Source organism: Pantoea sp. GW821-FHT03E06 (assembly GCF_059420725.1).
In genome coordinates, this window is record NZ_JBWKUG010000001.1 from 2,154,497 (window position 1) to 2,178,958 (window position 24,462).

A 24,462-nucleotide genomic window follows, 5' to 3' on the forward strand; every position below is an offset into this window, starting at 1 on the left:
ATAAAAAAGCCGGGAAATCCCGGCTTTTTTTTAGTTGAGCATGTTGCGTATCACATAGTGCAAAATGCCATCGTTCTGGTAGTAGGTTAGCTCATTGCCGGTATCGATTCGGCAGCGCGTTTCCAGCGTCTCTTTACTCCCATCCACGCGTGTCAGCGTTACCGTCACGGTTCCACCTGGCTTAAGTTGCGCCAGATTCGCCACATCAATGTACTCTTCACCGGTTAATCCTAACGTTTTGCGAGTGACACCTGCGGGAAACTCTAGCGGTAAAATGCCCATGCCAATCAAATTGGAACGGTGAATACGTTCGAACGATTCGGAAATAACCACGCGCACGCCTTGCAAGCGTGGGCCCTTTGCAGCCCAGTCACGGCTGGAACCTGAGCCATACTCCTTGCCGGCGATCACCGCTAACGGTACGCCTTCCTGCTGATACTTCATCGCCGCGTCATAAATCGCTAGCTGCTCGTTACTGGGGAAGTGTTTGGTGTAACCTCCCTCCACCCCCGGCACCATCTCATTGCGTATGCGGATGTTGGCGAATGTACCGCGCATCATCACTTCGTGGTTACCACGACGCGAGCCGTATGAGTTGAAATCGGTGCGTTCAACGCCGTGCGAGAGTAAATAGCGTCCGGCAGGACTTTCCGCTTTGATGCTGCCCGCAGGCGAAATGTGGTCAGTTGTTACGGAGTCACCGAGCATCGCCAGAATGCGTGCGCCCTTGATATCTTGTACTGGCTGCGGCGTTTTCTCCATATCATCAAAGAAGGGTGATAAACGAATATAGGTGGAATCGCCGTCCCAATCATAGGTTGCCGCTTCGCTGACCTTGATCTGTTGCCATTCAGGCGTGCCGTTAAAGACCTCAGCGTACTCCTTGTGGAACATATCGCTGGTCACTTTTTGCACCGCCGCTGCAATTTCTTCAGGCGACGGCCAGATATCTTTCAGGAATACATCATTGCCCTGCCGATCTTTTCCAAGCGGATCGGATTGCAGGTTGAGCTTCATATTGCCCGCTAATGCATACGCCACCACCAGCGGCGGTGATGCCAGCCAGTTGGTTTTAATCAAGGGATGAATACGACCTTCAAAATTACGGTTACCAGAGAGCACGGCAGCAACCGTAAGATCACCCTCTTTGATGGCGCTTTCTATAGCATCAGGCAATGGGCCTGAGTTACCGATACAGGTGGTACAACCATAGCCGACCAGATTGAAGCCCAGATCGTTCAGGTAAGGCGTTAATTGCGCGACGTCCAGATAATCAGAAACCACCTTCGAACCAGGCGCCAGCGAAGCTTTAACCCAGGGTTTACGCATCAGTCCGCGCTCAACTGCATTCTTCGCTAGCAACCCCGCAGCCATCAACACGCTTGGGTTAGAAGTATTCGTACAGGACGTAATAGCAGAAATCACCACGGCGCCATCATCTAACTGATAACTTTTACCGGTTTCACTGTCGCGATAGCTCACGGTTTTATGTGGCTTTTGCGCCTGATTGATTTCAAGTTCATTACTGGCAGCAAAAGCATCAGGAACATCACCAAGCGATACACGATCCTGTGGACGTTTTGGTCCAGCCAGACTGGATTCGACTTCGCCCATATCCAGCGCTAAGGAATTGGTAAACACAGGCTCGTCCCCAGCGTTACGCCACATTCCCTGCTGTTTAGCATAGGCTTCAACCAACTCTACCTGCTCCTGGTCACGACCGGTGAGCGTCATGTAACTAAGCGTCACTTCATCAACGGGGAAGAAGCCACAGGTCGCGCCATATTCGGGCGCCATGTTGGCTATAGTGGCGCGGTCGGCAAGCGGCAGGTCTGCTAAGCCATCGCCGTAAAACTCAACGAATTTACCGACTACGCCATGCTTACGTAGCATTTGAGTGACGGTTAGCACCAGATCGGTCGCGGTAATACCGGGACGCAATTTGCCGGTGAGTTTAAAACCGACCACATCAGGAATGAGCATAGAGACCGGTTGGCCCAGCATCGCCGCTTCGGCCTCGATGCCACCCACCCCCCAACCCAATACGCCCAGCGCATTGATCATCGTTGTGTGCGAATCGGTCCCAACCAGCGTATCGGGGTAAGCAACCTCTTGCCCATTTTGCGTTTCATGCCACACGGATTTGCCGAGATACTCCAGGTTCACCTGATGACAAATGCCGGTGCCCGGTGGTACAACGCGGAAGCGGTTAAAGGCTTTCTGGCCCCAGCGCAGGAAAACATAGCGTTCATGGTTGCGTTCCATTTCTAAACGTACGTTTTCGTCGAAGGCTTTATTATCGCCGAAATGGTCGACGGTAACGGAGTGGTCAATGACCAAATCAACTGGCGAGAGCGGATTCACTTTGGCGACATCACCGCCAAGGCGTTTTACCGCCTCACGCATAGCGGCTAAATCCACTACGGCGGGAACGCCGGTGAAGTCTTGCATTAGAACACGGGCTGGCCGATAAGCAATCTCACGATCGGCATGCGCATCTTTTTGCCATGCTACCAGTGCTTCAATATCTTCGGCCGTAACCGAATCTCCATCTTGCCAGCGCAACAGGTTTTCAAGCAGGACTTTCATTGACTTGGGCAAGCGATCGATGTTGCCCAATTGCTGAGCTGCTTTCGGCAGGCTGTAATAGTGATATTTTTTTGCCCGAACATTCAGCGTGTCCTGACTGTGCTCGCGTAACGTTAACGACATAGCGCCTCCATGTAAGTAGATCTCTTTTTAAACCTCAGTGACTGCAAGGTTTAGCTTAAAGATAGACCACATTTTCGTTAACGTTTTGATAACAACACGAATTGACACATTTTAACGTAATAAAAAATGCCCCGACATTTGTCAGGGCATTTCAAGTAATTCATTTTTTAATTTGCGTTAGGGATTACATCATTGCCCAAAAGGCTGCTGCCCAAAAAGCAAACGAAAAGGTATATACGCCAAACCAGGATAAGGTTGTTGTATTGAGGTTCATGATTCACTCCCTCCCGGATTCCGGGCAAAAAAAGTCCACCGTCGTCAGCGTTGTACTGATGACACCGTTTTTTTAATGCTGAGTGTTAAAGGACGGGCTTTTAACTTGCCCACCGGATAATCCGGCAAAATGAGGGACTAAATAGCGCTATAAAGAGCGGAATGCACACTGCGTTATTTGGACTTCGGATCCATGAATGATTCGATAAAATTACGTTGATTCTCACTCAGTTCCCACGATGCAGGAATGGTGACTTGCGGTTCTTTCGAAACAACGTCTTTAACTTTACATGCTGGCGTTTGCGACTGACGCGCAGCAACCGGATGTTTACGACTAAGAGTATTTGCCCACATGGCTTAACCCCACATACGCCAAATCATTAATGCCACCACTACCCAGAACAGTGCTGAAGCAGCGAAGACAGTCAACCAAGCCTTGCGACGAGTGTTACCAGAACGCTCAACTTTGGTGCTTTTAGTCCGGAAATCCGGCTGGACAGTTATTCTCGTGTTCATAGTTTTTGATAATCACTCTCAATAAAACGATTGATGACAACGATTAAGATTTAGGACGAATCCTAAACTTGTTAAGACCGAAAATCCAGTTATTTTTATTGAGCACAACGATTAACGCTATTTATCAAAACACAAAAAATTGATGAGATAAATTTAATTGCCACGATAACTATTAATTAAATAGTTACATTGTAAATTTGAGTTAGCACCAAATTAGATCCACTTTAAATTTGAGTTTAATTCGCTAACCCAGTTAGAAAGCCCTTCTCCATCAACTCTTAACTGGAGTATGGGAATATTCCTGGCGTGCTGCAAAGTAGCAAGGTAAAAATTGTGTACTGATTCGCATTTAATAACTAACAATAGAAAAACATGTGACCCATGTTTCATTTACATAAAAATAATGGAATTTTTTTGATCTACTCGTGGCGCTAAGCGCTATGGGATTCCGAAGGTGCCCACTGGACACCTTGGCAAAATAATGAGTTAGGTAATTATTTGAAAGGTAATTTGATATCGCGGAACATCGCTTCAATATCTTCATTAGAACGCAGTGCTACCGCAGCATCCACCACATCACGCGTAAGATGAGGTGCGAAACGTTGAATAAAATCATACATATAGCTACGCAGGAAAGTGCTGCGTCTGAAGCCAATTTTAGTCGTGCTATTGGTAAAGATCTCTGAAGCTTCTATACGCACCAAATCCGGATCGGCAATGGGGTCTACTGCCATGCTGGCGATAACCCCCACACCTAAGCCTAAACGCACGTAGGTCTTAATCACATCCGCATCGGTAGCGGTGAATACGATGCGTGGCGTCAATCCTGCTCGGTTGAATGCAGTGTCCAGCTCTGAACGCCCGGTAAAACCGAAGGTGTAAGTGACTAAGGGAAAATCTGCCAGCTCTTCAATCGTCACATTTGATTTGCCCGCAAGCGGGTGATCGGGCGTCACAACGATGGCGCGATTCCAGTGATAGCAAGGCAGCATAATCAAATCGTCATACAGATGCAGTGCTTCAGTGGCAATAGCAAAATCCGCATTCCCTTTGGAAACCGCTTCAGCAATTTGTGTCGGCGAGCCTTGGTGCATATGCAGCGAGACGCGTGGATAGCGTTCAATGAAACCCTTAATCACGCCAGGAAGCGCATAGCGTGCTTGTGTGTGCGTCGTCGCGACATAGAGCGATCCCTTATCTGGCCAGGTATGTTCACCGGCGACAGATTTAATCGCATCCACCTTCGATAACACTTCACGCGCAATACGAATAATCTCTTCACCCGCTGGCGTGACCTGAGTCAGATGTTTACCACTGCGAGCAAAAATCTGCACGCCGAGCTCATCTTCCAGCATGCGTACCTGCTTGCTGATGCCGGGTTGCGAAGTGTATAAGCCTTCGGCGGTCGATGAGACATTAAGATTGTGATTGACCACTTCGACGATGTAACGCAACTGCTGCAATTTCATAGTTATATCTTCCTGGTAGCGACAGAGGTGCATTCCCTGCAGGCGTGTTTCCGCCTTGATGACAGCAGAGGGAGGGAAAGCGAGTCAGCGAAACGAAAAGAGTTCTATAACTACTATATCAGTTAAGGGAAGAATGTAGAACGATTAGCTATAAGGATAAGAGAAAGGCCAGCAGACGCTGGCCTTGGAGGATTACTTCTTAGCTTCCTGCCACTTGCCGTCAATATAGAACATTGACCAGCCTGTAGCTTTGCCGTCTTTTTCTGATGAAACGTATTGCTGCTTTGTTTTGCGACTAAAACGTACCATCGTCTTATTACCTTCCGGATCGGCGGCGGGCGCTTCCGACAGATATTTCAGCTTTTCAGGGAGACGATCGGCAAAGCGTTGCAGCTCTTCCACTAAAGGCGCACGTGTTTCACGCGATTTAGGGAAGGTATTGGCAGCAAGGAATACGCCAGCTGCGCCATCACGCAATACAAAATAAGCATCTGACTTTTCACACGGCAACTCTGGCAGCGGCACCGGATCTTCTTTTGGCGGGGCGACATCACCGTTGCGCAAAATTTTGCGGGTATTTTTACAATCATCATTGGTACAAGCCATGTACTTGCCAAAACGCCCCATTTTCAGGTGCATTTCAGAACCACATTTCTCACACTCAACAACAGGACCGTCATAGCCCTTGATACGGAACTCGCCCTGCTCGATTTCGTAGCCATCACACTCTGGGTTGTTACCGCAGACGTGCAGTTTACGCTGATTATCGATCAGGTAGCTATCCATCGCCGTACCACACTTCTGGCAGCGGCGACGTGCGCGCAGCGCGTTGGTTTCGGCATCATCGCCTTCCAGCACGTTGAGAACTTCATTTTCCGGAATCAGGTTAATGGTCTGCTTACAGCGTTCTTTAGGCGGCAAAGCATAGCCAGAACAACCCAGGAAAACACCGGTGCTGGCAGTGCGGATCCCCATAGGACGGCTGCACGTCGGGCAATCAATCGACGTTAATACCATCTGGTTCGGCTGCATGCCACCCTCTTCCGGATCTTTTTCAGCATGGTCTAACTGCTGGCTGAAATCACTGAAGAAAGAGTCGAGCACGGCTTTCCACTCGGCTTCGTTATTGGCAACCTGGTCGAGGCTGTTTTCCATGCGCGCGGTGAAGTCATAGTTCATCAACTCGCGGAAGTTCGCTTCCAGACGATCGGTGACAATCTCACCCATTTTTTCAGCATAGAAGCGGCGGTTCTCTACGCGAACGTAACCGCGATCCTGGATGGTCGAAATAATTGATGCATAAGTCGATGGACGGCCAATTCCGCGCTTTTCAAGCTCGCGCACTAGCGAAGCTTCGCTGAAGCGCGCCGGCGGCTTGGTAAAGTGCTGGCTTGGCATCAGCTCTTTCAAATCCAGCGTGTCGCCGACATCAACCGGTGGCAGCGTCAGATCTTCATCATTCTTGCGCAGCGCAGGCATCACGCGCGTCCAGCCATCAAAACGCAGCGTGCGCCCTTTGGCTTTCAATTTGAATTCAGCCGCGCCCACGGTCAGCGTGGTGGAATCGTACTGCGCCGGTACCATCTGGCAGGCAACAAACTGACGCCATATCAGCTGATACAGTTTTTGTGCGTCAGCTTCCATATCTTTCAGCTGTTCTGCCACGACATTCACATCTGAAGGACGAATCGCTTCATGCGCTTCCTGCGAGTTCTCTTTGCTGGCATAGGTGTTCGGCGCTTCTGGCAGATATTTCTTACCAAAGCTGCTTTCAACGTAGCCACGCGCCATCGCCACCGCATCCTGGCTCAGGTTGGTGGAGTCGGTACGCATATAAGTAATGTGGCCGGCTTCATACAGACGCTGTGCCATCATCATGGTCTTCTTCACACCGAAGCCAAGACGCGTGCTGGCTGCCTGTTGCAACGTAGAGGTAATGAAAGGTGCAGAGGGTTTGCTGCTGGTCGGTTTATCTTCACGATCCAGCACTTCATAACGCGCTTTCTGCAGAATAGCGACCGCAGCGTGAGTTTGCTCACGATTGACCGGGCGGAACGCCTTATCATTTTGATGCGTAACCTGCATCGCCAGATCGGCACCTTTCGGCGTGGCAAAATCAGCATTGATCTCCCAATACTCTTCCGGCACGAAGGCTTTGATCTCGTGCTCGCGTTCCACCACCAGACGAACAGCTACAGACTGTACGCGGCCGGCTGACAAACCGCGGGCTATTTTTTTCCACAGTAGCGGCGACACCATGTAACCGACGACGCGGTCCATGAAACGGCGAGCCTGCTGGGCATTAACACGTTCGATATTAAGCTCGCCCGGCTTCTCAAACGCCTGACGAATTGCATTTTTGGTGATTTCGTTAAACACCACGCGGCTGAAACGCTTGTCATCGCCACCAATCACTTCCCGCAGGTGCCAGGCAATGGCTTCCCCTTCGCGGTCAAGGTCGGTTGCGAGATAGATGTGGTCGGCATCAGCAGCAAGGTTTTTCAGCTCAGCAACCACTTTCTCTTTGCCAGGCAGAATTTGATAATCCGCTTCCCAGCCATGCCAGGGATCAACACCCATACGGTTGACTAATGCGGCTTTCTCATCCTTCTTAACCTTTTTGCCAGTTTTCGCCTTTTCCCCGTCGGCACTTTTACGGGCAGTTGAACCGCTGGTCGGCAAATCACGGATATGACCGACGCTGGATTTCACCACGTAGTCATTACCGAGGTATTTATTGATTGTTTTGGCCTTTGCCGGGGACTCAACGATTACGAGTGCTTTACCCATATGTACCTTTACCTAAATGAAACGTCCTGATAAACGGGAGAGAATTGGAGGTCCCAAAACCCAATGGGTTCAATATTGCTGCCAACATTTCTCATTTCAAGGCAGCAGGGATAATCTCAGGCCAGATTGCGTCGACTTCTGCAACTTTATGATTAGGAGCGAGTTTTCCATCTGACAGTATCACACATCCGGGTGTGATCTCCCTGAAAGCTGAATCGCCCACACTCTACCTGATAAAATCCGTTACGCAACTTAATTAGCATTCTGCTTAATTTTGCGCCAGTTTTATAACGCAATGCTGATTTGCTGAACGCGATGACTCGCAAGTAATATAGAAGGAGAAAATTGGCTGTCAAAAAAAGGAGTGGAAAATGTCAGGACCAATGGAATCTATTTCACGCCAGGCGTTACTGGAAATAGCGAATCAGTTAACCAAAAAGCACGACGATTATTTTATCGGATTAGAAGCGAATGATGTGATTCAACAGGGTGACGTATTGGTGTTTCGCGGCCCCTATTTTCTTGATGATGAAGGCTTGCCCACCGCCAAAACCACCAAGGTGTTTAATGTGTTTAAACACCTCGCCGTTGAGCTCTCCGCTCACTATCGTCTGGCATAAAAAAGCCCGGCATTTGCCGGGCTTGATTACAAGAGTGGCTTGTCGCCGCGCTGCCACATTTTCAGAATCAACCGTTCAACGGCCAAACTGGCGCTGTTGGTAAAGCGATCCATCATTTTACGCTTACGGGCATAATGCACGCCCAGCACGGTGAAGCGCTCCATATGATTAATGATCAGCGCATCGCTGGTGCCAATTTCGTCAATCAGCCCTAAATCCAGCGCCTGACGGCCATACCAATGTTCTCCCGTCGCCACTTTGTTCAGATCAAGTGATGGGCGCATCTGCTGTACAAAATCTTTGAACAGCTGATGGGTTTCGTTGAGATCTTCCTGGAACTTCTCACGCCCTTCATCAGTGTTCTCACCAAATAGCGTCAGAGTGCGCTTATACTGGCCGGCGGTGTGTAATTCGACATCAATATCGTTGCGTTTCAGCAGACGATTGAAGTTAGGTATCTGCGCAACCACGCCAATGGAGCCAATAATAGAGAAAGGCGCCGCAACGATACGATCTGCAACGCAAGCCATCATATACCCCCCGCTCGCGGCCACTTTATCTACCACAGCGGTAAGCTGCAGTCCCGCATCGCGCAGGCGTTGAAGCTGGGAAGCAGCCAAACCGTAGCCGTGCACCACGCCGCCGGGGCTTTCCAACCGTAGCAGAACTTCATCGCCCGGCGTTGCCACTGCCAGCACGGCAGAAATTTCTTCACGCAACGAGGTCACTTCGCTGGCATCCATGCTGCCTTTAAACTCAAGTACATAAAGCGTAGGTTTTGCCGCTTCGCTGATGCCTGCTTTGGCATTGCGCTTTTCGGTTTTGGCTTTGTGCTTCTCTTCTTTCTTATGCTGCTTCAGCCATACTTTTTGCGCCTGTGGCTTCATTTTAGCGAGCTGAAGATCTTCCTTCATCTCGCGATAATCGTCGTCGAGATGCGTCAGGCGCAGTTGACCGCCGCTATGACGTTTACGCAGCGCGGCATTGAGCACAATCAAAACAATAGCTGCAATCGCCACCACCACGGTGACGGCTTTAGCCAGAAATAATCCGTAACTGGAGAAAAAATCCATTCTGCCGCCTTATTAAACAGTAAATTACAACGGGCTCAAGTTTACCCGCTTTACACCTTGCCGTCGCCTGAAATGCCGCCAGGCGGCACAGAATGCGAGGCAGATCGATTGCACCTGACGGCGATTTAAGGCATAAAGCCAAAAACCTGCTGATCCCCTATAAAGGACATCGCTGTGCATTATCAACCGAAAAGCGACCTGTTGGAAAATCGTATCATTCTTGTCACCGGTGCTTCAGACGGCATTGGCCGTGAAGCCGCCCTTACCTATGCGCGCTATGGCGCGCGCGTCATTCTGTTAGGGCGCAATGCGGAGACGCTGCAGCGCACGGAACACACTATCAACCAACTGAATAAGCAGCCTGCCGCGTCATTGTTACTGGATCTCGCCGACGCCACGCCGGAAAGTTGCCAGCAATTAGCGCTGCAGATCGCTGCCCTGGTGCCTCGTCTTGATGGCGTGCTGCATAATGCCGGCATCCTCGGCGAAATCGTGCCGCTGGAAGAACTTGATCCCACCATCTGGCGCAATGTCATGCAGATTAACCTTGATGCCACCTTCTATTTAACCCAGGCCTTGCTGCCGCTGCTATTGAAATCAGATGCTGGCTCGCTGGTATTTACCACATCCAGTGTCGGCCGGACCGGACGTGCTGGCTGGGGCGCTTATGCGGTATCAAAGTTTGCTACTGAAGGTATGATGCAGGTGCTGGCTGATGAGTATAAAAATCGTCATCTGCGCGTAAACTGCATCAATCCTGGCGGTACACGCACCAAAATGCGCGCCAGCGCATTCCCGGAAGAGGATGCGAATTTGCTCAAAACACCCGCCGACTTGATGCCGCTCTATCTCTATTTAATGGGCGATGACAGCCGCCGTAAAACGGGCATCAGCTTTGATGCGCAGCCTGGACGTAAAGCGGGGCCCGCTACCGCATGAGCGATCGCCACCAGCAGCGACAGCAGCGCCTGAAAGAACAGGTAGATGCACGTATTTCCGCCGCCACCGAAACGCGCGGCATCTTGATGGTATTCACCGGTAACGGCAAAGGTAAAACCACCGCTGCATTTGGCACTGCGCTGCGTGCCTGCGGTCACGGCAAAAAGGTCGCCGCCGTGCAGTTCATCAAAGGCGCATGGCCAAACGGCGAGCGCAATTTGCTGGAACAGCACGGCGTTGAGTTTCAGGTCATGTCCACCGGATTTACCTGGGAGACACAAAACCGCGATACCGATACTGCCGCCTGTCAGGTGGTGTGGCAGCAGGCACGCCGACTGTTAGCGGATGAGAGCCTGGATCTGGTGATCCTCGATGAAATCACCTACATGGTAAGCATGGATTATCTGGAGCTGGATGAGTTAATTCAGGCGCTACAACAACGACCATCGCAGCAAAGCGTAATTATTACGGGCCGCGGCTGCCATCGCACGCTGTTGGATATGGCGGATACCGTGACGGAAATGCGTCCGGTTAAACATGCATTTGATGCCGGCATTCAAGCACAGCAAGGCATAGACTGGTAAATCAGTGACGCCACACCATGCGGCGTCACTTTTCGTATCAGGAACCGCGTTTTGTATTATTACGACGCGGAGTATTGCTGACCACGCCGTGACGTTTTACCGCGCGACGGATTTGGTTGGCTTTAGTGCGACGACGATCTTTTTCCACCGCCACTTTGGTCACCGTCTCTTCCGGCATGCTGACTAAGGTACGCAGATAGTTTACCGCCGGTAACTCTAACTCCATCCAGCCGCCGCGAGGCAACCCTTTGGGCAGTTGAATATCACCGTAACGTACGCGCATCAGACGACTCACCTGCACACCAACGGCTTCCCAGAGACGACGCACTTCACGGTTACGTCCTTCGGTCAGCGTTACGTTGTACCACTGGTTGATACCTTCACCACCGGCAAACTTAATGGTTTTGAATGATGCCGGACCGTCCTCAAGCTGCACGCCTTTGCTCAGCTGACGAATTTTATCGTCATCCACTTCGCCAAACACGCGAACGGCATATTCGCGCTCAACTTCACGGCTTGGGTGCATCAGACGGTTAGCCAGTTCACCATCAGTAGTGAACAGCATCAAGCCGCAGGTATTCACATCCAGACGGCCAACGGCAATCCAGCGCGAACCACGCAGACGCGGCAGACGATCAAAGACCGTTGGACGCCCTTCGGGATCGTTACGCGTACAGAGTTCACCTTCCGGCTTGTAGTACGCCAGCACGCGGCACACTTCGGTTGCTGATTCAGCGATTGAAACCAGATGACCATCAATACGGATTTTCAGGGACTTATCACTTTCAATACGATCGCCAAGCGTCGCCAGTTTGCCGTCAACGCTGACGCGTCCGGCTGAAATCATGGTTTCGATTTCGCGACGCGAACCGTGACCGGCGCGCGCTAATACTTTCTGTAATTTTTCGCTCATGGAGCCTCGTTGTCGCCTTCCCAGGCGTCGTGGTAAGAAGAGGTACGATACAGGGATTACCAATTCCCATATCAGAATCTGTTACCGCTGCGCATCGCTTCCGCAATCTCAGACGGCCCGCGATTTTACACTAACGCAAGTTTTGTTAACACCTTTTCCTTTGCTGCCGATAACAGAGGGCCAGATAAACATCGCCAAATAGGGGCGAAGAAATTAAACATTGATCCCACTGATAGATCATCCCGGTTGCTGAACACACATTCAATGCCAAGTGACTGAAATATTATCAGTTAGAACATCGCCTGCTCTTAAGAAAATCAAACCCACTTAAGCGACGTGATACATTAACCCTTTTCATCACTCCTCAGGCAGCAGAGCGCGCCACATGAAAATGCTAGCACCAACATTAAATCTAAGTAAAAACGATAAAACAGCATAAAAATCTAATCAACAACCTTAAGTGAGCCTTTAAAATCCAATAAATTTAAATTAATAGTTAATTGGTACTACAGGTTGGATTAAGTCTGTATTTTTGTATTTTTTGATTCAGATTAAATTTGATGAATTGTTATGATGAGAAAACTGTGTAAAATTTGAGCCTGAAATCCAGTGTGTCGTAATTATAACCATTTTAATATTACAACTTACACCCTTTCAGTTAACAACCCATTAACGGTCACTGTGTAATTTCACTGATATATAAACAAACGGGCGCACGCGGGATTTGATGCGTTTATTCATTTACGGAATGAATTTAATTCGCATGTCGAAAGTCTTCACCAGGGATTTTACTGACATGCTTTTATGAAGATTATTGCCATGAAAACCTCTCTGCTTTGGCCAGCGCTTGCGGCGCTGGCACTGAGCGGTTGTTCCGTGGGCCACACTGAGTACAGTCGTACCGCGATGCAGCACGTTGATATGAGCGTGACGGGCATCCCGACTGTGCTGGGTTTGGGCATCCTCGGCACAACCATTCCTTTAACGCCAGAATATAGCCTGACGGCGGCTCACGTCGCGAAAACCGCCGTTCAGCGGGTGAAGGCGTATCATCCCTATTGCGATGTCGCGATTATTTACCATAAAAACAGCCCGGAAACTCTGGCTAAATTCCGTAATAGTGCCGTTGGCGAACCCATTAAAATGTATGGTTATAGCTTTATTTCCGCCATGCCGGTTGAATCAAGCGGCGTTAATTTAGCGCGCACCGCTATCACTAACAAATGGAATAAAAAGCCCTGCATGGCGATGGCATCTAATGCTGGCGTAGTGCAAGGAATGTCGGGCGGCGCGGTATATAATGCTGACCAAACCATTGGTGGCGTCATTGTGGGTTACAGTCATGAAATTGCGAATGTACGCAGTAAGAAAGTCATCTTAAAAGATGTCTCTCTTTATATTCCGTATAGCGATTTCAGCAAATGGCTGGAGGCAAATATTGGTCAGACGCAGAGCATCACGCCTGACCATGTGTAATCACTGGAAGGGACGGATGTCGCCGACGCCTTCCCGCACCACCACTGGCGCATCGCTGGTGAGATCGATTACCGTAGTGGGCTGCTGTCCCAGCGTGCCACCGTCGATGATCAGATCCACCAGCTTGCCAATGCTGTATTGAATCTCTTCAGGATCAGATTCGGTAAAATCGTTGCCGGGCAACATCAGCGAGGTCGACATCATTGGCTCGTTAAGACGTTCCAGCAACGCCAGCGCGACTGGATTTGATGGCACGCGTAAACCTATAGTTTTACGTTTATCATTCATCAAACGGCGCGGCACTTCTTTAGTCGCCTTCAAAATAAAGGTGTAATTCCCCGGCGTATTATTTTTCAGAATACGGAACGCCGAGTTATCGACCTGCGCATATGTCGACAGTTCCGACAAGTCGCGACACATCAGCGTAAAGTTATGGTTGCCATCCAGTTGACGGATACGGCATATCCGCTCCATGGCATTCTTCTCTTCCAGCCTGCAGCCCAGCGCATAACCAGAATCGGTAGGATAGACAATCACGCTGCCTTTGTTCAGATAGTCGACGGCCTGATTCACCAGGCGTGGCTGCGGATTGTCGGGATGAATGTGAAAATATTGACTCATAGAAACCTCATATCACCTGTCTGCAACAGCAATGCTGGGTGCCAAATCGGGGAAGCGCTCCCAAATGGGCTCGACGCCACCAGGAAGCCATAATTTGCGGCCCAGTTCTATCCACGGACAAGGTTGGTGAAAATCTGATCCTTGCGACCCTGCCAGCTGATTATCACGCGCATAAGTTGCCAACTGCGTACGCTCGTTTGGTGCCTGCTGACACTGCGCGACTTCCATCGCGTCCCCGCCCACGTCGGCAAAATGCGCAATCAATCGCTTAAGCCATTTTGCGGAAAGGCCGTAACGCCCCGGATGCGCTAAAACGGCATAGCCGCCAGAATGATGAATAGCATCAATGGCTTGTTTAATTGTACACCATTGCGGAGGCACGTAGCCGGTTTTCCCTCGCGCCAGATAATTTTTGAATACCTGCGCCATATTATCGGCTTTGCCAATCTCCATCAGATAGCGCGCAAAATGACCGCGCGTGATCATACCGCCTTGCGCCAGACGCTGAGCGCCGGCTAACGCATCGGGAATACGTGCACGCTCAAGCCGTTCAGCCATCTGCTGTGCACGGTCGAGGCGACACTGATGCTGATGCGCAAGGAATTCTGTTAGCGCGGGATGCTGGCAATCCACATTCAGCCCCACAATATGGATTTCATGATTTTCCCATAACGTTGAGGCTTCTAAACCGGCGAGCACGCGGATCGGAAGGTCCTGCTGCTGCACGGCAGCCATCGCCTCCGCGACGCCCGCAACGGTATCGTGATCGGTGATCGCTAACACGCCAACTTTCATTTCAACCGCGCGCTGTACCAGTGCGGTAGGCGACAACAGTCCGTCAGAAGCCAGCGTATGGCTATGTAAATCGTAAAGGGGAAAGCGAGCAATGTCCGACAAGATAACTCCAGCAACAGCGTAAACCGGCAGGCATGATAACGATTTTGCCCCTGGCTGAAAAAGGGTATTGACTTTTTTCGCCCGAACCAGTTAACTAGTACACAAGTTCACACGTAACGGGTATTTAATCATGGCTATTTTGGGTACGCATTTAAATGGTTGGTGGCACGATGATCCCTTGAACGGGCGACGTCGTCGTGCACAACTTGCGTAACCGCTGTGCAGATACCTAAGCCCGCCATCGAGCGGGCTTTTTTTTGAGCGAAATTCAGAGAATCCATTATGGCTATTGCGAAACCTACATTGAAGTTGATAACCGGTACCGCGCCCTACCGCGAAGATCCGGCCGCAGTGTTCCATCAGCTATGCGGCGCACGTCCAGCAACTTTGCTACTTGAATCCGCGGATATCGACAGCAAACAGAACCTGAAAAGCCTGCTGATTGTTGACAGTGCGCTGCGCGTCAGTGCACTTGGCAATATCGTTACGATTAAAGCACTGTCTGAAAATGGTCGCGCTATCTTGCCACTGCTGGATGAGGCGCTGCCCTCTGACGTGCGTATTGAAGTGCGCCCCGACGGTCGTGAACTCCATTTTTCCCAGCCGCAGGGTTTACAGGATGAAGATTCCCGCCTGAAAGCGCTCTCGGTGTTCGATGCCCTGCGCCTGATCCCCCAGCTGGTTAACAGCCCGGAAGAGGAGCGCGAAGCGATGTTGCTAGGAGGTCTTTTCGCCTATGACTTAGTCGCAGGCTTTGAAGATTTACCGCAACTGCGCAACGAACAGCGCTGCCCGGATTACTGCTTCTATCTGGCTGAAACCCTGCTGGTGATCGACCACCAACAGCGCAGTGCGCGCCTTCAGGCCAGCTTGTTTAGCCCGTCCACCAGCGAGTTTCAGCGTCTGCAAGGCCGCATTGAGCAACTACGCGGTCAGATGACGCAAGCCGCACCTGCCTTACCCGTGCAACGCGTTGAGCAGATGACGTTAAGCACCAGCCAAAGCGATGAAGAGTATTGCAGCGTAGTACGTGAGATGCAGGAAGCGATTCGTATCGGCGAAATCTTCCAGGTGGTCCCTTCTCGTCGCTTCTCGCTGCCGTGCCCTTCACCACTCGCCGCTTACGACACGCTGAAAAACAGCAATCCAAGTCCTTACATGTTCTTTATGCAGGATCAGGACTTCGCGCTGTTTGGTGCCTCTCCGGAAAGCTCGCTGAAGTATGACGCCACATCACGGCAGATTGAGATCTACCCGATTGCCGGTACGCGCCCGCGCGGTCGTCACGCTGATGGATCGCTGGATCGCGATCTTGATAGCCGTATCGAACTGGAAATGCGCACCGACCATAAAGAGATGGCGGAACACCTGATGCTGGTTGATTTAGCGCGCAACGATCTGGCACGCATCTGCGTACCGGGCAGCCGCTACGTTGCTGATTTGACCAAAGTAGACCGCTACTCGTTTGTGATGCATCTGGTGTCACGCGTGGTTGGTACGCTACGTGAAGACCTCGACGTGCTGCATGCCTATCGCGCCTGCATGAATATGGGCACGCTGAGCGGTGCGCCGAAAGTCCGCGCCATGCAGCTGATTGCTGAAAAAGAAGGCACCCGTCGCGGCAGCTACGGCGGCGCCGTGGGTTATTTCACCGCTAACGGTGACCTCGATACGTGTATTGTCATCCGTTCGGCCTGGGTAGAAGACGGCGTTGCCACCGTACAAGCCGGTGCCGGCGTGGTACTGGATTCTCAACCGCAAGCAGAAGCGGACGAGAGCCGCAATAAAGCGCGTGCGGTATTACGTGCCATCGCAACTGCCCATCACTGCAAGGAGATTTTCTGATGGCCGATATCCTGCTGCTCGATAATATCGACTCCTTTACTTACAACCTCGTTGATCAGCTGCGCACCTTCGGCCACAACGTGGTGATTTATCGCAACAACGTACCGGCTGACGTGCTGATTGAACGCCTGCAGCACATGGAGAATCCGATCCTGATGCTGTCACCGGGTCCCGGCGCGCCAAAGGATGCCGGCTGTATGCCGCATCTGTTGCAAGCCCTGCGCGGCCGTCTGCCAATTATCGGTATCTGTCTCGGCCATCAGGCGATTGTCGAAGCTTACGGCGGCCATGTCGGCCAGGCTGGCGAGATACTGCACGGTAAAGCCTCTTCTATTACCCATGACGGAGAAGGCATGTTTGCCGGCCTGAGTAACCCGCTGCCGGTAGCGCGTTATCACTCGCTGGTGGGCAGCAATACGCCTGCGGAGTTGACTGTAAACGCCAGCTACAACGGCATGGTGATGGCTGTGCGCCACGATGCTGACCGTGTATGCGGCTTCCAGTTCCACCCCGAATCCATTCTCACCACTCAGGGCGCACGCTTGTTAGAACAGACGTTGGCCTGGGCGCTGGCGAAGTAATAGGGAGATTATGATGCAAACTATTCTGGAAAAACTTTATCAGTCTGAAACGCTGAGCCAGGGCGAAAGTCATCAGCTATTTAGCGCCATTATTACTGGCCAGCTGGAACCAACGCAGCTCGCCGCCGCGCTGGTTGCCATGAAAGTCCGTGGTGAACGTCCGGAGGAGATCGCCGGCGCGGCCTCAGCGCTGCTGGAAGATGCCAAACCGTTTCCGCGTCCGGATTACACCTTTGCCGATATCGTCGGTACCGGCGGTGATGGCAGCAACAGCATCAACATTTCCACCGCCAGCGCCTTTGTGGCGGCTACCTGCGGTTTGAAAGTTGCCAAGCATGGTAACCGCAGCGTCTCAAGTAAATCAGGCTCATCCGATCTACTGGCGGCATTTGGCATTAATCTCGACATGCCGGCGGAAAAAGCCCGCAAGGCGCTGGATGACCTGAACGTCTGCTTCCTGTTTGCGCCGCAGTACCACAGCGGTTTCCGTCACGCGATGCCGGTACGTCAACAGCTGAAAACACGTACCATCTTCAATGTGCTGGGCCCGTTGATTAATCCGGCGCGCCCTCCACTCGCGGTGATTGGCGTGTATAGCCCAGAACTGGTGTTGCCGATTGCGCAAACGTTAAAAGTATTGGGTTATCAGCGTGCAGCGGTGGTACACGGTGGCGGCATGGATGAAGTCGCGCTGCATAGCCCAACGCAAGTGGCTGAGCTGCGCGATGGTGAGATTACCGGTTATCAGCTGACGCCAGAGGACTTCGGTTTTGGCTTCCATGATAAAGACGCGCTGGCTGGCGGGACGCCGGAAGAAAACCGTGACATTCTTACCCGTTTACTCCAGGGTAAAGGCCAGCCGGCCCATGAGCAGGCCGTTGCGGTGAACGTCGCAATGTTACTGAAAGTATTCGGAAATGAAGATTTGCGCGACAACGCACAGCGCGCCATCGCTGCCATTCGCAGCGGACAGGCTTATGAGCGCGTTGTCGCTCTGGCAGCGAGAGGATGAGATGAGTATTAAGGGCACTGTTTTAGAGAAAATCGTACAAGACAAAGCCGTGTGGGTTGAGGCGCGCCAGGCACAGCAGCCGCTCGCCACGTTCCAGAACGATTTACAGCCTGCCGCACGTCATTTTTACGATGCGCTGCGTGGTTCGCGCACGGTATTCATCCTGGAATGCAAAAAAGCATCGCCTTCTAAAGGGCTGATCCGCGAGGATTTCGATCCTGCGGCTATTGCTGGCGTTTATCGTCACTACGCTTCTGCAGTATCGGTGTTAACCGATGAAAAATACTTCCAGGGCGATTTTTCGTTCCTGCCTATTGTCAGCGCGGCCATTACGCAACCGGTGTTGTGTAAAGACTTCATCATCGATCCTTATCAGATCTATCTGGCCCGCCACTATCAAGCCGACGCCATTCTGCTGATGCTCTCGGTGTTGGATGATGAACAATATCGCCAACTCGCCGCCGTAGCGCACAGCCTGAAAATGGGCGTGCTGACGGAAGTGAGCAATGAAGCAGAGCTGGAGCGCGCAATTGCGCTGGAAGCCAAAGTGGTTGGGATTAATAACCGCGACCTGCGTGATTTATCCATCGACCTCAACCGCACGCGTCAGCTGGCGCCGCGCCTTGGGCATGGTGTAACAGTCATTAGCGAATCGGGTATTCATAACTATGCGCAAGTGCGTGAGTTAAGCCATTTCGCGAATGGCTTCCTGATTGGTTCCGCGCTGATGGAAGAAGCCAATCTCACCGCTGGCGTGCGTCGCGTGTTACTCGGCGATAACAAAGTTTGCGGCCTGACTCGCGCCGAAGATGCACGAGTGGCACAAGAAGCCGGAGCCATCTACGGTGGACTGATTTTCGCTGAAGGTTCGCCGCGTCAAATCAGTATTGAACAAGCGCAAGTGGTTCAGTCTGCTGCTCCATTGAAATACGTAGGCGTATTCCGCAATAACGCAATAAGTGACATTGTCACCTCAGCGTTAACCTTGAAGCTTGCAGCCGTACAGCTGCACGGTGATGAAGACCGAGCATTTGTCGCAGAGCTGCGTGCCGCCATCCCCGCTGAGACGCAGATTTGGAAAGCGCTCAGCATCAAGGAGCATTTGCCAGCACGTGATTGGCAACATGTTGATCGCTACGTGTTCGATAACGGCCAGGGCGGTAGCGGTCAGCGTTTCGATTGGTCACTGCTGCAAGGTCAGGATCTCGGCAATGTACTGCTGGCCGGTGGCTTAAGCGCTGATAACTGCGTCGAAGCCGCTCAACTCGGCTGTGCCGGCCTCGACTTCAACTCTGGCGTAGAGTCTGCCCCGGGCATTAAAGATGCCGGTAAAGTCGCAGCGGTATTCCGCACGCTGCGCGCCTATTAATTTCGCTTGCCCGCCATCGTGCGGGCCGAATAAGGAAGATGAAAAAATGACCACGTTATTGAATCCCTATTTTGGCGAGTTTGGCGGCCAATATGTGCCGCAAATCCTGATGCCAGCGCTGCGCCAGCTGGAAAATGCCTTCGTCGAAGCACAGCGCGATCCGGAGTTTCAGGCCGAGTTTACTGACCTGCTGAAAAACTATGCCGGGCGTCCAACGGCTTTGACGCTGTGTAGTAATCTCACCAAAGGCACAAAAACGCGCCTTTATTTGAAACGTGAAGACCTGCTGCACGGCGGCGCACACAAAACCAACCAGGTGCTGGGTCAGGCATTGCTGGCGAAGCGCATGGGTAAAAATGAGATCATCGCTGAAACCGGCGCGGGTCAACACGGCGTGGCCTCGGCGTTAGCCTGCGCCCTGCTCGGCATGAAGTGCCGCATTTATATGGGTGCTAAAGATGTTGAACGCCAGTCGCCAAACGTATTTCGTATGCGTTTGATGGGTGCGGAGGTCATTCCGGTGCACAGCGGCAGCGCAACATTGAAAGATGCCTGTAATGAGGCATTGCGTGACTGGTCTGGCAGCTACGAAACCGCGCACTATATGCTCGGCACCGCGGCGGGTCCGCACCCGTTCCCGACCATCGTACGTGAATTCCAGCGCATGATTGGTGAAGAGACTAAAGCCCAGATTCTGGAACGCGAAGGCCGCCTGCCAGATGCGGTGTTAGCCTGTGTTGGCGGCGGTTCGAATGCGATCGGCATGTTTGCTGACTTTATCGACGAAACCAGCGTGGGTCTGATCGGCGTTGAGCCTGCTGGTCACGGTATCGAAACCGGTGAACACGGCGCACCGCTAAAACATGGTCGCGTAGGGATCTATTTCGGCATGAAAGCGCCCATGATGCAGACAGAAGAAGGCCAGATTGAAGAGTCCTACTCGATTTCCGCCGGTCTGGACTTCCCTTCAGTTGGCCCGCAACATGCACATTTGAACAGTATTGGCCGTGCGGAATATGTCTCGATTACTGATGACGAAGCGCTCAGCGCCTTTAAAGAGCTATGTCGCTCAGAAGGGATTATCCCTGCGTTAGAGTCATCGCATGCGCTGGCTCACGCGCTGAAAATGATTCACGAGAATCCGGATAAAGAGCAGCTGCTGGTGGTTAACCTCTCCGGCCGCGGCGACAAAGACATCTTCACCGTTCACGATATTTTGAAAGCCAAGGGAGAGATCTGATGGAACGTTATAATCAGCTGTTTCAACGTCTGTCGGCGAAAAAAGAAGGCGCTTTTGTGCCCTTCGTCACCCTCGGCGATCCCACGCCTGAACTGTCGCTGAAGATCATTGATACGTTAGTCGCTGGCGGCGCAGATGCTTTAGAACTCGGTATTCCGTTTTCCGATCCGCTGGCAGATGGTCCAACCATCCAGGGCGCTACGCTCCGTGCCTTTGCTTCCGGTACCTCGGTGGCTCAGTGTTTTGAAATTCTGGCGACCGTACGCCAGAAATATCCTGACCTGCCGATTGGTCTGCTGATGTACGCTAATCTGGTGTTCAGTAAAGGTATCGATAATTTTTATGCGCAGTGCGCCGCCGTGGGTGTGGATTCGGTGCTGGTAGCGGATGTTCCGGTGGAGGAGTCGGCGCCATTCCGTCAGGCAGCAATGCGCCACAACGTGGCACCGATCTTTATCTGTCCGCCGAATGCGGACGATGCGCTACTGCACGAAATTGCTCAGCACGGCCGCGGTTACACCTATTTGCTGTCCCGTGCTGGTGTTACCGGCTCAGAGAATCGTGCAAGCCAGCCGCTGCATCATCTGGTTGAGAAGCTGCGTGAATTCAATGCGGCTCCGCCGCTGCAGGGGTTTGGTATTTCCGAGCCAGGTCAGGTAAAGGACGCCATTGCGGCAGGCGCTGCAGGTGCAATTTCCGGCTCAGCGATTGTGAAAATCATTGAACGTAACCAAAACGATCCCGCCAGCCTGCTCAGCGAACTGAAAACCTTCGTTAGCAACCTTAAAGCAGCCACCCTCTAAAATCACGAGGCCTTATTCGCGCACGCGGATAAGGTCTCGTTTCTACATTTTGTTTCCCTGCAACGTCTGTGTTGCCGCTCAGATCTGCTCGTTTTAATCAATCAACATCACTTTTAACCTGCACCACCAGCCTAACCTGGTCGATAAACGTGTTATTGGATCAATAAGTGGCAAAAATCACGCATTTCTAACTTTTTCGCATCGAGAGGTTTGCCGATTGCGCAAGCTCAGACCACAATTAACTGCGCCGCCCCATTGCGGCGAAACATCATCTAAGACAGGGAGATAACCAATGAATTTTTTCAAAGTCGTGGCAGGATTTTTGATGGCTGCAGTAGTGGCACTGACGCTGAGCGCTTGTGCACCAACAGCAACAAAAGAAGGCACGGGTGGATACATCGACGATACGGTTGTCACCACCAAAGTTAAGGCACAGTTGTTAAATGATGAATCGCTGAAATCTACTGAGATCAACGTTGAAACCTTCAAGGGCAAAGTTCAGCTGAGTGGTTTTGTTAGCTCACCACAGATGGCTAACCGTGCCGTTGCAGTAACGCGCAGCGTAGCGGGTGTAAAATCTGTGGTTAACAATATGCAGATTAAATAACACAACGGGCGACCATCTGGTCGCCCGTTTCCTTTACGGCATCCCCGTTAGAAACGGTAACCCACGCCGAAGAAGAATACCCAGGGATCGATGCGAGTATTAATATTTTGCTGCTCACCGTTGGCTTTGAATTTCACCTCTGTATCAATGTCCATGTACCACAGCGATGCATTAAGCATCCAGTCGCGGTTGATTTGATAATCCAAACCAACCTGACCCGCCAGCCCCCACGAATCTTTCACACTGAGATCGCTTAAACCGGCGTCTTTGCCTGTCTGATTGAATTTTGCATCATAAAAAGTGGTGTAGTTGATACCCGCGCCGACATAAGGACGCACTTTGCTATTGCTATCAAAGAAATAGTATTGCGCCATTAATGTCGGTGGCAGCTGGCGCACGGTGGCGAGGTTGCCGGTGGCGCCGAGGCCAACTTTATGACGGAAGGGGGTTGCTGCTAACAATTCAACGCCAATGTTGTCCGTCGCCATATAGGTAAAGGTTAAACCAAGTTGGGTATCGTTACTTACATTGAAGCCGCCCATTCCCAGCACATTGTCAGAGCCTTCGGTCGGACGTACGGTCGCGCTACCTGCGCGCATAAAGAAATCACCTGCTTCATGAGCCAGTGCCAGTTGCGGGATGGCCAGTGCCATTAGCAGCGCGCATTTTGCCAGTTTCATAATCACTCCTTTGCCAAATAAAGTAGGGTCTTAATCGTGTTCGCGGCACAACATTTACCCCTTTTTTGGTAAAAGATCATCTTCCTCAATATAAATTAATCACTTAAAAAACAATGAATTGATTCAGATCAATTTTGGCTTTACACGGCGCAATAATTGTCTGCTTGCGAAAATTTTTTGGGGTGATTATTTTACTTTTTCCTGAGTGATTTTGGTTCGATGCATGAGGAGTGGCGGGCGATCAGATGAGCGATTTACTTAACCCCTGTATGACGTGTGGCGCATGTTGCGCGTACTTCCGTGTCTCCTTTTACTGGGCCGAAGCCGATGATGGCGGCGGTGCCGTCCCCGTTGAGTTAACCGAACCGTTAGGCCTACTGATGCGCAATATGCGCGGCACCAACGATCGTCAGCCGCACTGTATTGCGCTGCAAGGGGACGTTGGCGGCTGCGTATCCTGCGGTATTTATCAGCAACGTCCGTCGCCTTGCCGTGAATTTTCGATGTCTGGAGAGAACGGGGAGGTGAACGAAGCCTGCGATCGCGCCCGTGCGCGCTATGGTCTTCCCGCCCTTTTTCACCCTTCTTTACCTGAGATGACATAAAGTTATCGCAATGCGGGTGCCAGCACGCCAATAGAACATGTACAATCGCCGGGTTAATTAATCCGGTTCTTTCAAGGAGTTTACATGTCTATCACGGCAAGCTCGTTATACCGTGACACAGGAAATTTTTTGCGCCATCAGTTGGTTACTATTTTACTGATGGCACTGCTGACCTCATTCATTACTGTGATTGTCGGCCATGCGTTAACGCCTGGTGAAGAGCAGCTATCGTTGTTAAGTCAGTCAGATGACAGTGCATCGTCGCTGTTTGAGCTCGTGCAGAATATGTCACCCGATCAGCAACGAATTCTCCTGCGTGCATCTGCGGCGGGAACCTTCGCGGCCCTGATTGGCAACACGCTGCTGCTGGGTGGCATGCTATGCCTGATCCCCATGGTTTCTGGTGGACAGCGCGTCAGTGCGCTACGTGCGATTGGCGCTTCTGCACCCATGCTGCCAAAGCTACTGTTGCAAACTTTCCTGATCACGCTGCTGGTGCAATTGGGCTTTATGGTACTGATGGTACCGGGCGTGATTCTGGCGATACTGTTTTCGCTGGCGCCAGTGATTCTGGCCAGTGAAAAGCAAGGGGTCTTCGCTGCCATGCGTGCCAGTATGCGTCTCGCGTGGAAAAACATTAAGGTCATTGCGCCAGCGATCGTGCTGTGGCTGCTGGCAAAAATCGTTTTAATGTTCTTCTTTTCATCGCTGACCGTACTTCCTGCGAACATCGCTTCCGTGGTGTTAAACGCGCTGGGCAATCTGGTCTCCGCTGTATTGATTATCTATCTGTACCGGCTCTATATGCTGTTACGTTAATCGTTAAGGCGCTCAATG

21 protein-coding genes, 1 pseudogene and 1 other annotated feature are annotated in these 24,462 nt (G+C 51.5%); of the genes and pseudogenes, 12 read left to right on the forward strand and 10 right to left on the reverse strand.

The genetic code is table 11. From position 1 onward, the window contains the following. Positions 1–30: 30 nt before the first annotated feature. The 5 genes from acnA to topA all read right to left on the reverse strand — a co-directional run bounded on the left by acnA (position 31) and on the right by topA (position 7,760). Complete coding sequence (gene acnA, locus AC07WB_RS10020) at positions 31–2,712, reverse strand: aconitate hydratase AcnA (protein ID WP_494940445.1); 2,682 nt, start codon at positions 2,710–2,712, stop codon at positions 31–33. A 447-nt stretch (positions 2,713–3,159) separates the two neighbouring features. Continuing rightward, positions 3,160–3,339, reverse strand: coding sequence for a YciX family protein (locus AC07WB_RS10025; protein ID WP_097097210.1), 180 nt, complete (start codon positions 3,337–3,339; stop codon positions 3,160–3,162). Positions 3,340–3,342: 3 nt separating this feature from the next. Further along, positions 3,343–3,501 (reverse strand): YmiA family putative membrane protein, encoded by a 159-nt coding sequence (locus tag AC07WB_RS10030; protein WP_097097209.1) that lies wholly within the window; start codon positions 3,499–3,501, stop codon positions 3,343–3,345. A 494-nt stretch (positions 3,502–3,995) separates the two neighbouring features. Beyond that, entirely contained in the window at positions 3,996–4,970 is a 975-nt protein-coding gene (cysB, locus tag AC07WB_RS10035; protein WP_007892425.1) for an HTH-type transcriptional regulator CysB, read from the reverse strand. A 192-nt stretch (positions 4,971–5,162) separates the two neighbouring features. Beyond that, positions 5,163–7,760, reverse strand: a complete 2,598-nt coding sequence (gene topA, locus AC07WB_RS10040) for a type I DNA topoisomerase (protein WP_345829606.1) — start codon at positions 7,758–7,760, stop codon at positions 5,163–5,165. Positions 7,761–8,131: 371 nt separating this feature from the next. On the opposite strand from topA, the gene AC07WB_RS10045 reads away from it, so the two are divergent. Continuing rightward, entirely contained in the window at positions 8,132–8,380 is a 249-nt protein-coding gene (locus tag AC07WB_RS10045; protein WP_097097207.1) for a DUF2498 family protein, read from the forward strand. A 26-nt stretch (positions 8,381–8,406) separates the two neighbouring features. Here AC07WB_RS10045 and sohB read toward each other — a convergent pair whose 3' ends face one another. Beyond that, on the reverse strand, positions 8,407–9,453 hold the full coding sequence (gene sohB, locus AC07WB_RS10050; RefSeq protein ID WP_097097206.1) for a protease SohB: 1,047 nt from the start codon (positions 9,451–9,453) through the stop codon (positions 8,407–8,409). A 174-nt stretch (positions 9,454–9,627) separates the two neighbouring features. Between sohB and AC07WB_RS10055 the strand changes: the two genes are divergently transcribed. Beyond that, complete coding sequence (locus tag AC07WB_RS10055; protein ID WP_097097205.1) at positions 9,628–10,392, forward strand: YciK family oxidoreductase; 765 nt, start codon at positions 9,628–9,630, stop codon at positions 10,390–10,392. Then, entirely contained in the window at positions 10,389–10,976 is a 588-nt protein-coding gene (gene cobO, locus AC07WB_RS10060) for a cob(I)yrinic acid a,c-diamide adenosyltransferase (protein WP_097097204.1), read from the forward strand. The genes AC07WB_RS10055 and cobO overlap by 4 nt, the downstream gene beginning before the upstream one ends. A 37-nt stretch (positions 10,977–11,013) precedes the next feature. On the opposite strand, the gene rluB is transcribed toward cobO, so the two are convergent. Then, entirely contained in the window at positions 11,014–11,889 is an 876-nt protein-coding gene (rluB, locus tag AC07WB_RS10065; protein ID WP_097097203.1) for a 23S rRNA pseudouridine(2605) synthase RluB, read from the reverse strand. 819 nt (positions 11,890–12,708) lie between these two features. Here rluB and AC07WB_RS10070 point away from each other — a divergent pair. Further along, positions 12,709–13,365 carry a serine protease gene (locus AC07WB_RS10070; protein WP_345829598.1) on the forward strand — a complete coding sequence of 219 codons (657 nt, stop codon included), beginning with the start codon at positions 12,709–12,711 and terminating at the stop codon, positions 13,363–13,365. Here AC07WB_RS10070 and AC07WB_RS10075 read toward each other — a convergent pair whose 3' ends face one another. Together AC07WB_RS10075 and rnm are read right to left on the reverse strand one after the other, a co-directional pair. Next, positions 13,366–13,986, reverse strand: coding sequence for an L-threonylcarbamoyladenylate synthase (locus tag AC07WB_RS10075; protein ID WP_097097201.1), 621 nt, complete (start codon positions 13,984–13,986; stop codon positions 13,366–13,368). It lies immediately after the preceding gene. Positions 13,987–13,998: 12 nt separating this feature from the next. Then, the gene (rnm, locus tag AC07WB_RS10080; RefSeq protein ID WP_494940446.1) at positions 13,999–14,883 is read right to left on the reverse strand and encodes an RNase RNM; all 885 of its coding nucleotides are present in this window, start codon (positions 14,881–14,883) and stop codon (positions 13,999–14,001) included. A 154-nt stretch (positions 14,884–15,037) separates the two neighbouring features. Further along, positions 15,038–15,142: a sequence feature (Trp leader region), on the forward strand. A gap of 23 nt (positions 15,143–15,165) precedes the next feature. Between rnm and AC07WB_RS10085 the strand changes: the two genes are divergently transcribed. The 6 genes and pseudogenes from AC07WB_RS10085 to AC07WB_RS10110 all read left to right on the forward strand — a co-directional run bounded on the left by AC07WB_RS10085 (position 15,166) and on the right by AC07WB_RS10110 (position 22,340). Further along, positions 15,166–16,728 carry an anthranilate synthase component 1 gene (locus tag AC07WB_RS10085; RefSeq protein WP_097097199.1) on the forward strand — a complete coding sequence of 521 codons (1,563 nt, stop codon included), beginning with the start codon at positions 15,166–15,168 and terminating at the stop codon, positions 16,726–16,728. Then, a pseudogene (gene trpD, locus AC07WB_RS10090) lies at positions 16,728–18,321 on the forward strand (bifunctional anthranilate synthase glutamate amidotransferase component TrpG/anthranilate phosphoribosyltransferase TrpD). The gene AC07WB_RS10085 and the pseudogene trpD overlap by 1 nt, the downstream one beginning before the upstream one ends. A 1-nt stretch (position 18,322) precedes the next feature. Then, positions 18,323–19,690, forward strand: a complete 1,368-nt coding sequence (trpCF, locus tag AC07WB_RS10095; RefSeq protein WP_097097196.1) for a bifunctional indole-3-glycerol-phosphate synthase TrpC/phosphoribosylanthranilate isomerase TrpF — start codon at positions 18,323–18,325, stop codon at positions 19,688–19,690. A gap of 46 nt (positions 19,691–19,736) precedes the next feature. Further along, a complete protein-coding gene (trpB, locus tag AC07WB_RS10100) occupies positions 19,737–20,930 on the forward strand; it encodes a tryptophan synthase subunit beta (RefSeq protein WP_097097195.1) in 1,194 nt (397 codons plus the stop codon). Next, positions 20,930–21,733 (forward strand): tryptophan synthase subunit alpha, encoded by an 804-nt coding sequence (gene trpA, locus AC07WB_RS10105; RefSeq protein WP_494940447.1) that lies wholly within the window; start codon positions 20,930–20,932, stop codon positions 21,731–21,733. Before trpB ends, trpA begins: the two co-directional genes overlap by 1 nt. 292 nt (positions 21,734–22,025) lie before the next feature. Beyond that, positions 22,026–22,340: a BON domain-containing protein gene (locus AC07WB_RS10110; RefSeq protein WP_097097193.1), complete on the forward strand. Its 315-nt coding sequence runs from the start codon at positions 22,026–22,028 to the stop codon at positions 22,338–22,340. A 47-nt stretch (positions 22,341–22,387) separates the two neighbouring features. Here the strand turns inward: AC07WB_RS10110 and ompW are convergent, their stop codons facing one another. Continuing rightward, positions 22,388–23,020 carry an outer membrane protein OmpW gene (gene ompW, locus AC07WB_RS10115; RefSeq protein WP_097097192.1) on the reverse strand — a complete coding sequence of 211 codons (633 nt, stop codon included), beginning with the start codon at positions 23,018–23,020 and terminating at the stop codon, positions 22,388–22,390. Positions 23,021–23,265: 245 nt separating this feature from the next. Between ompW and AC07WB_RS10120 the strand changes: the two genes are divergently transcribed. Both AC07WB_RS10120 and AC07WB_RS10125 read left to right on the forward strand, forming a co-directional pair. Next, positions 23,266–23,625, forward strand: coding sequence for a YkgJ family cysteine cluster protein (locus AC07WB_RS10120; protein WP_494940448.1), 360 nt, complete (start codon positions 23,266–23,268; stop codon positions 23,623–23,625). An 84-nt stretch (positions 23,626–23,709) separates the two neighbouring features. Continuing rightward, positions 23,710–24,444, forward strand: coding sequence for a YciC family protein (locus AC07WB_RS10125; RefSeq protein WP_097097190.1), 735 nt, complete (start codon positions 23,710–23,712; stop codon positions 24,442–24,444). Positions 24,445–24,462 lie beyond the last annotated feature (18 nt).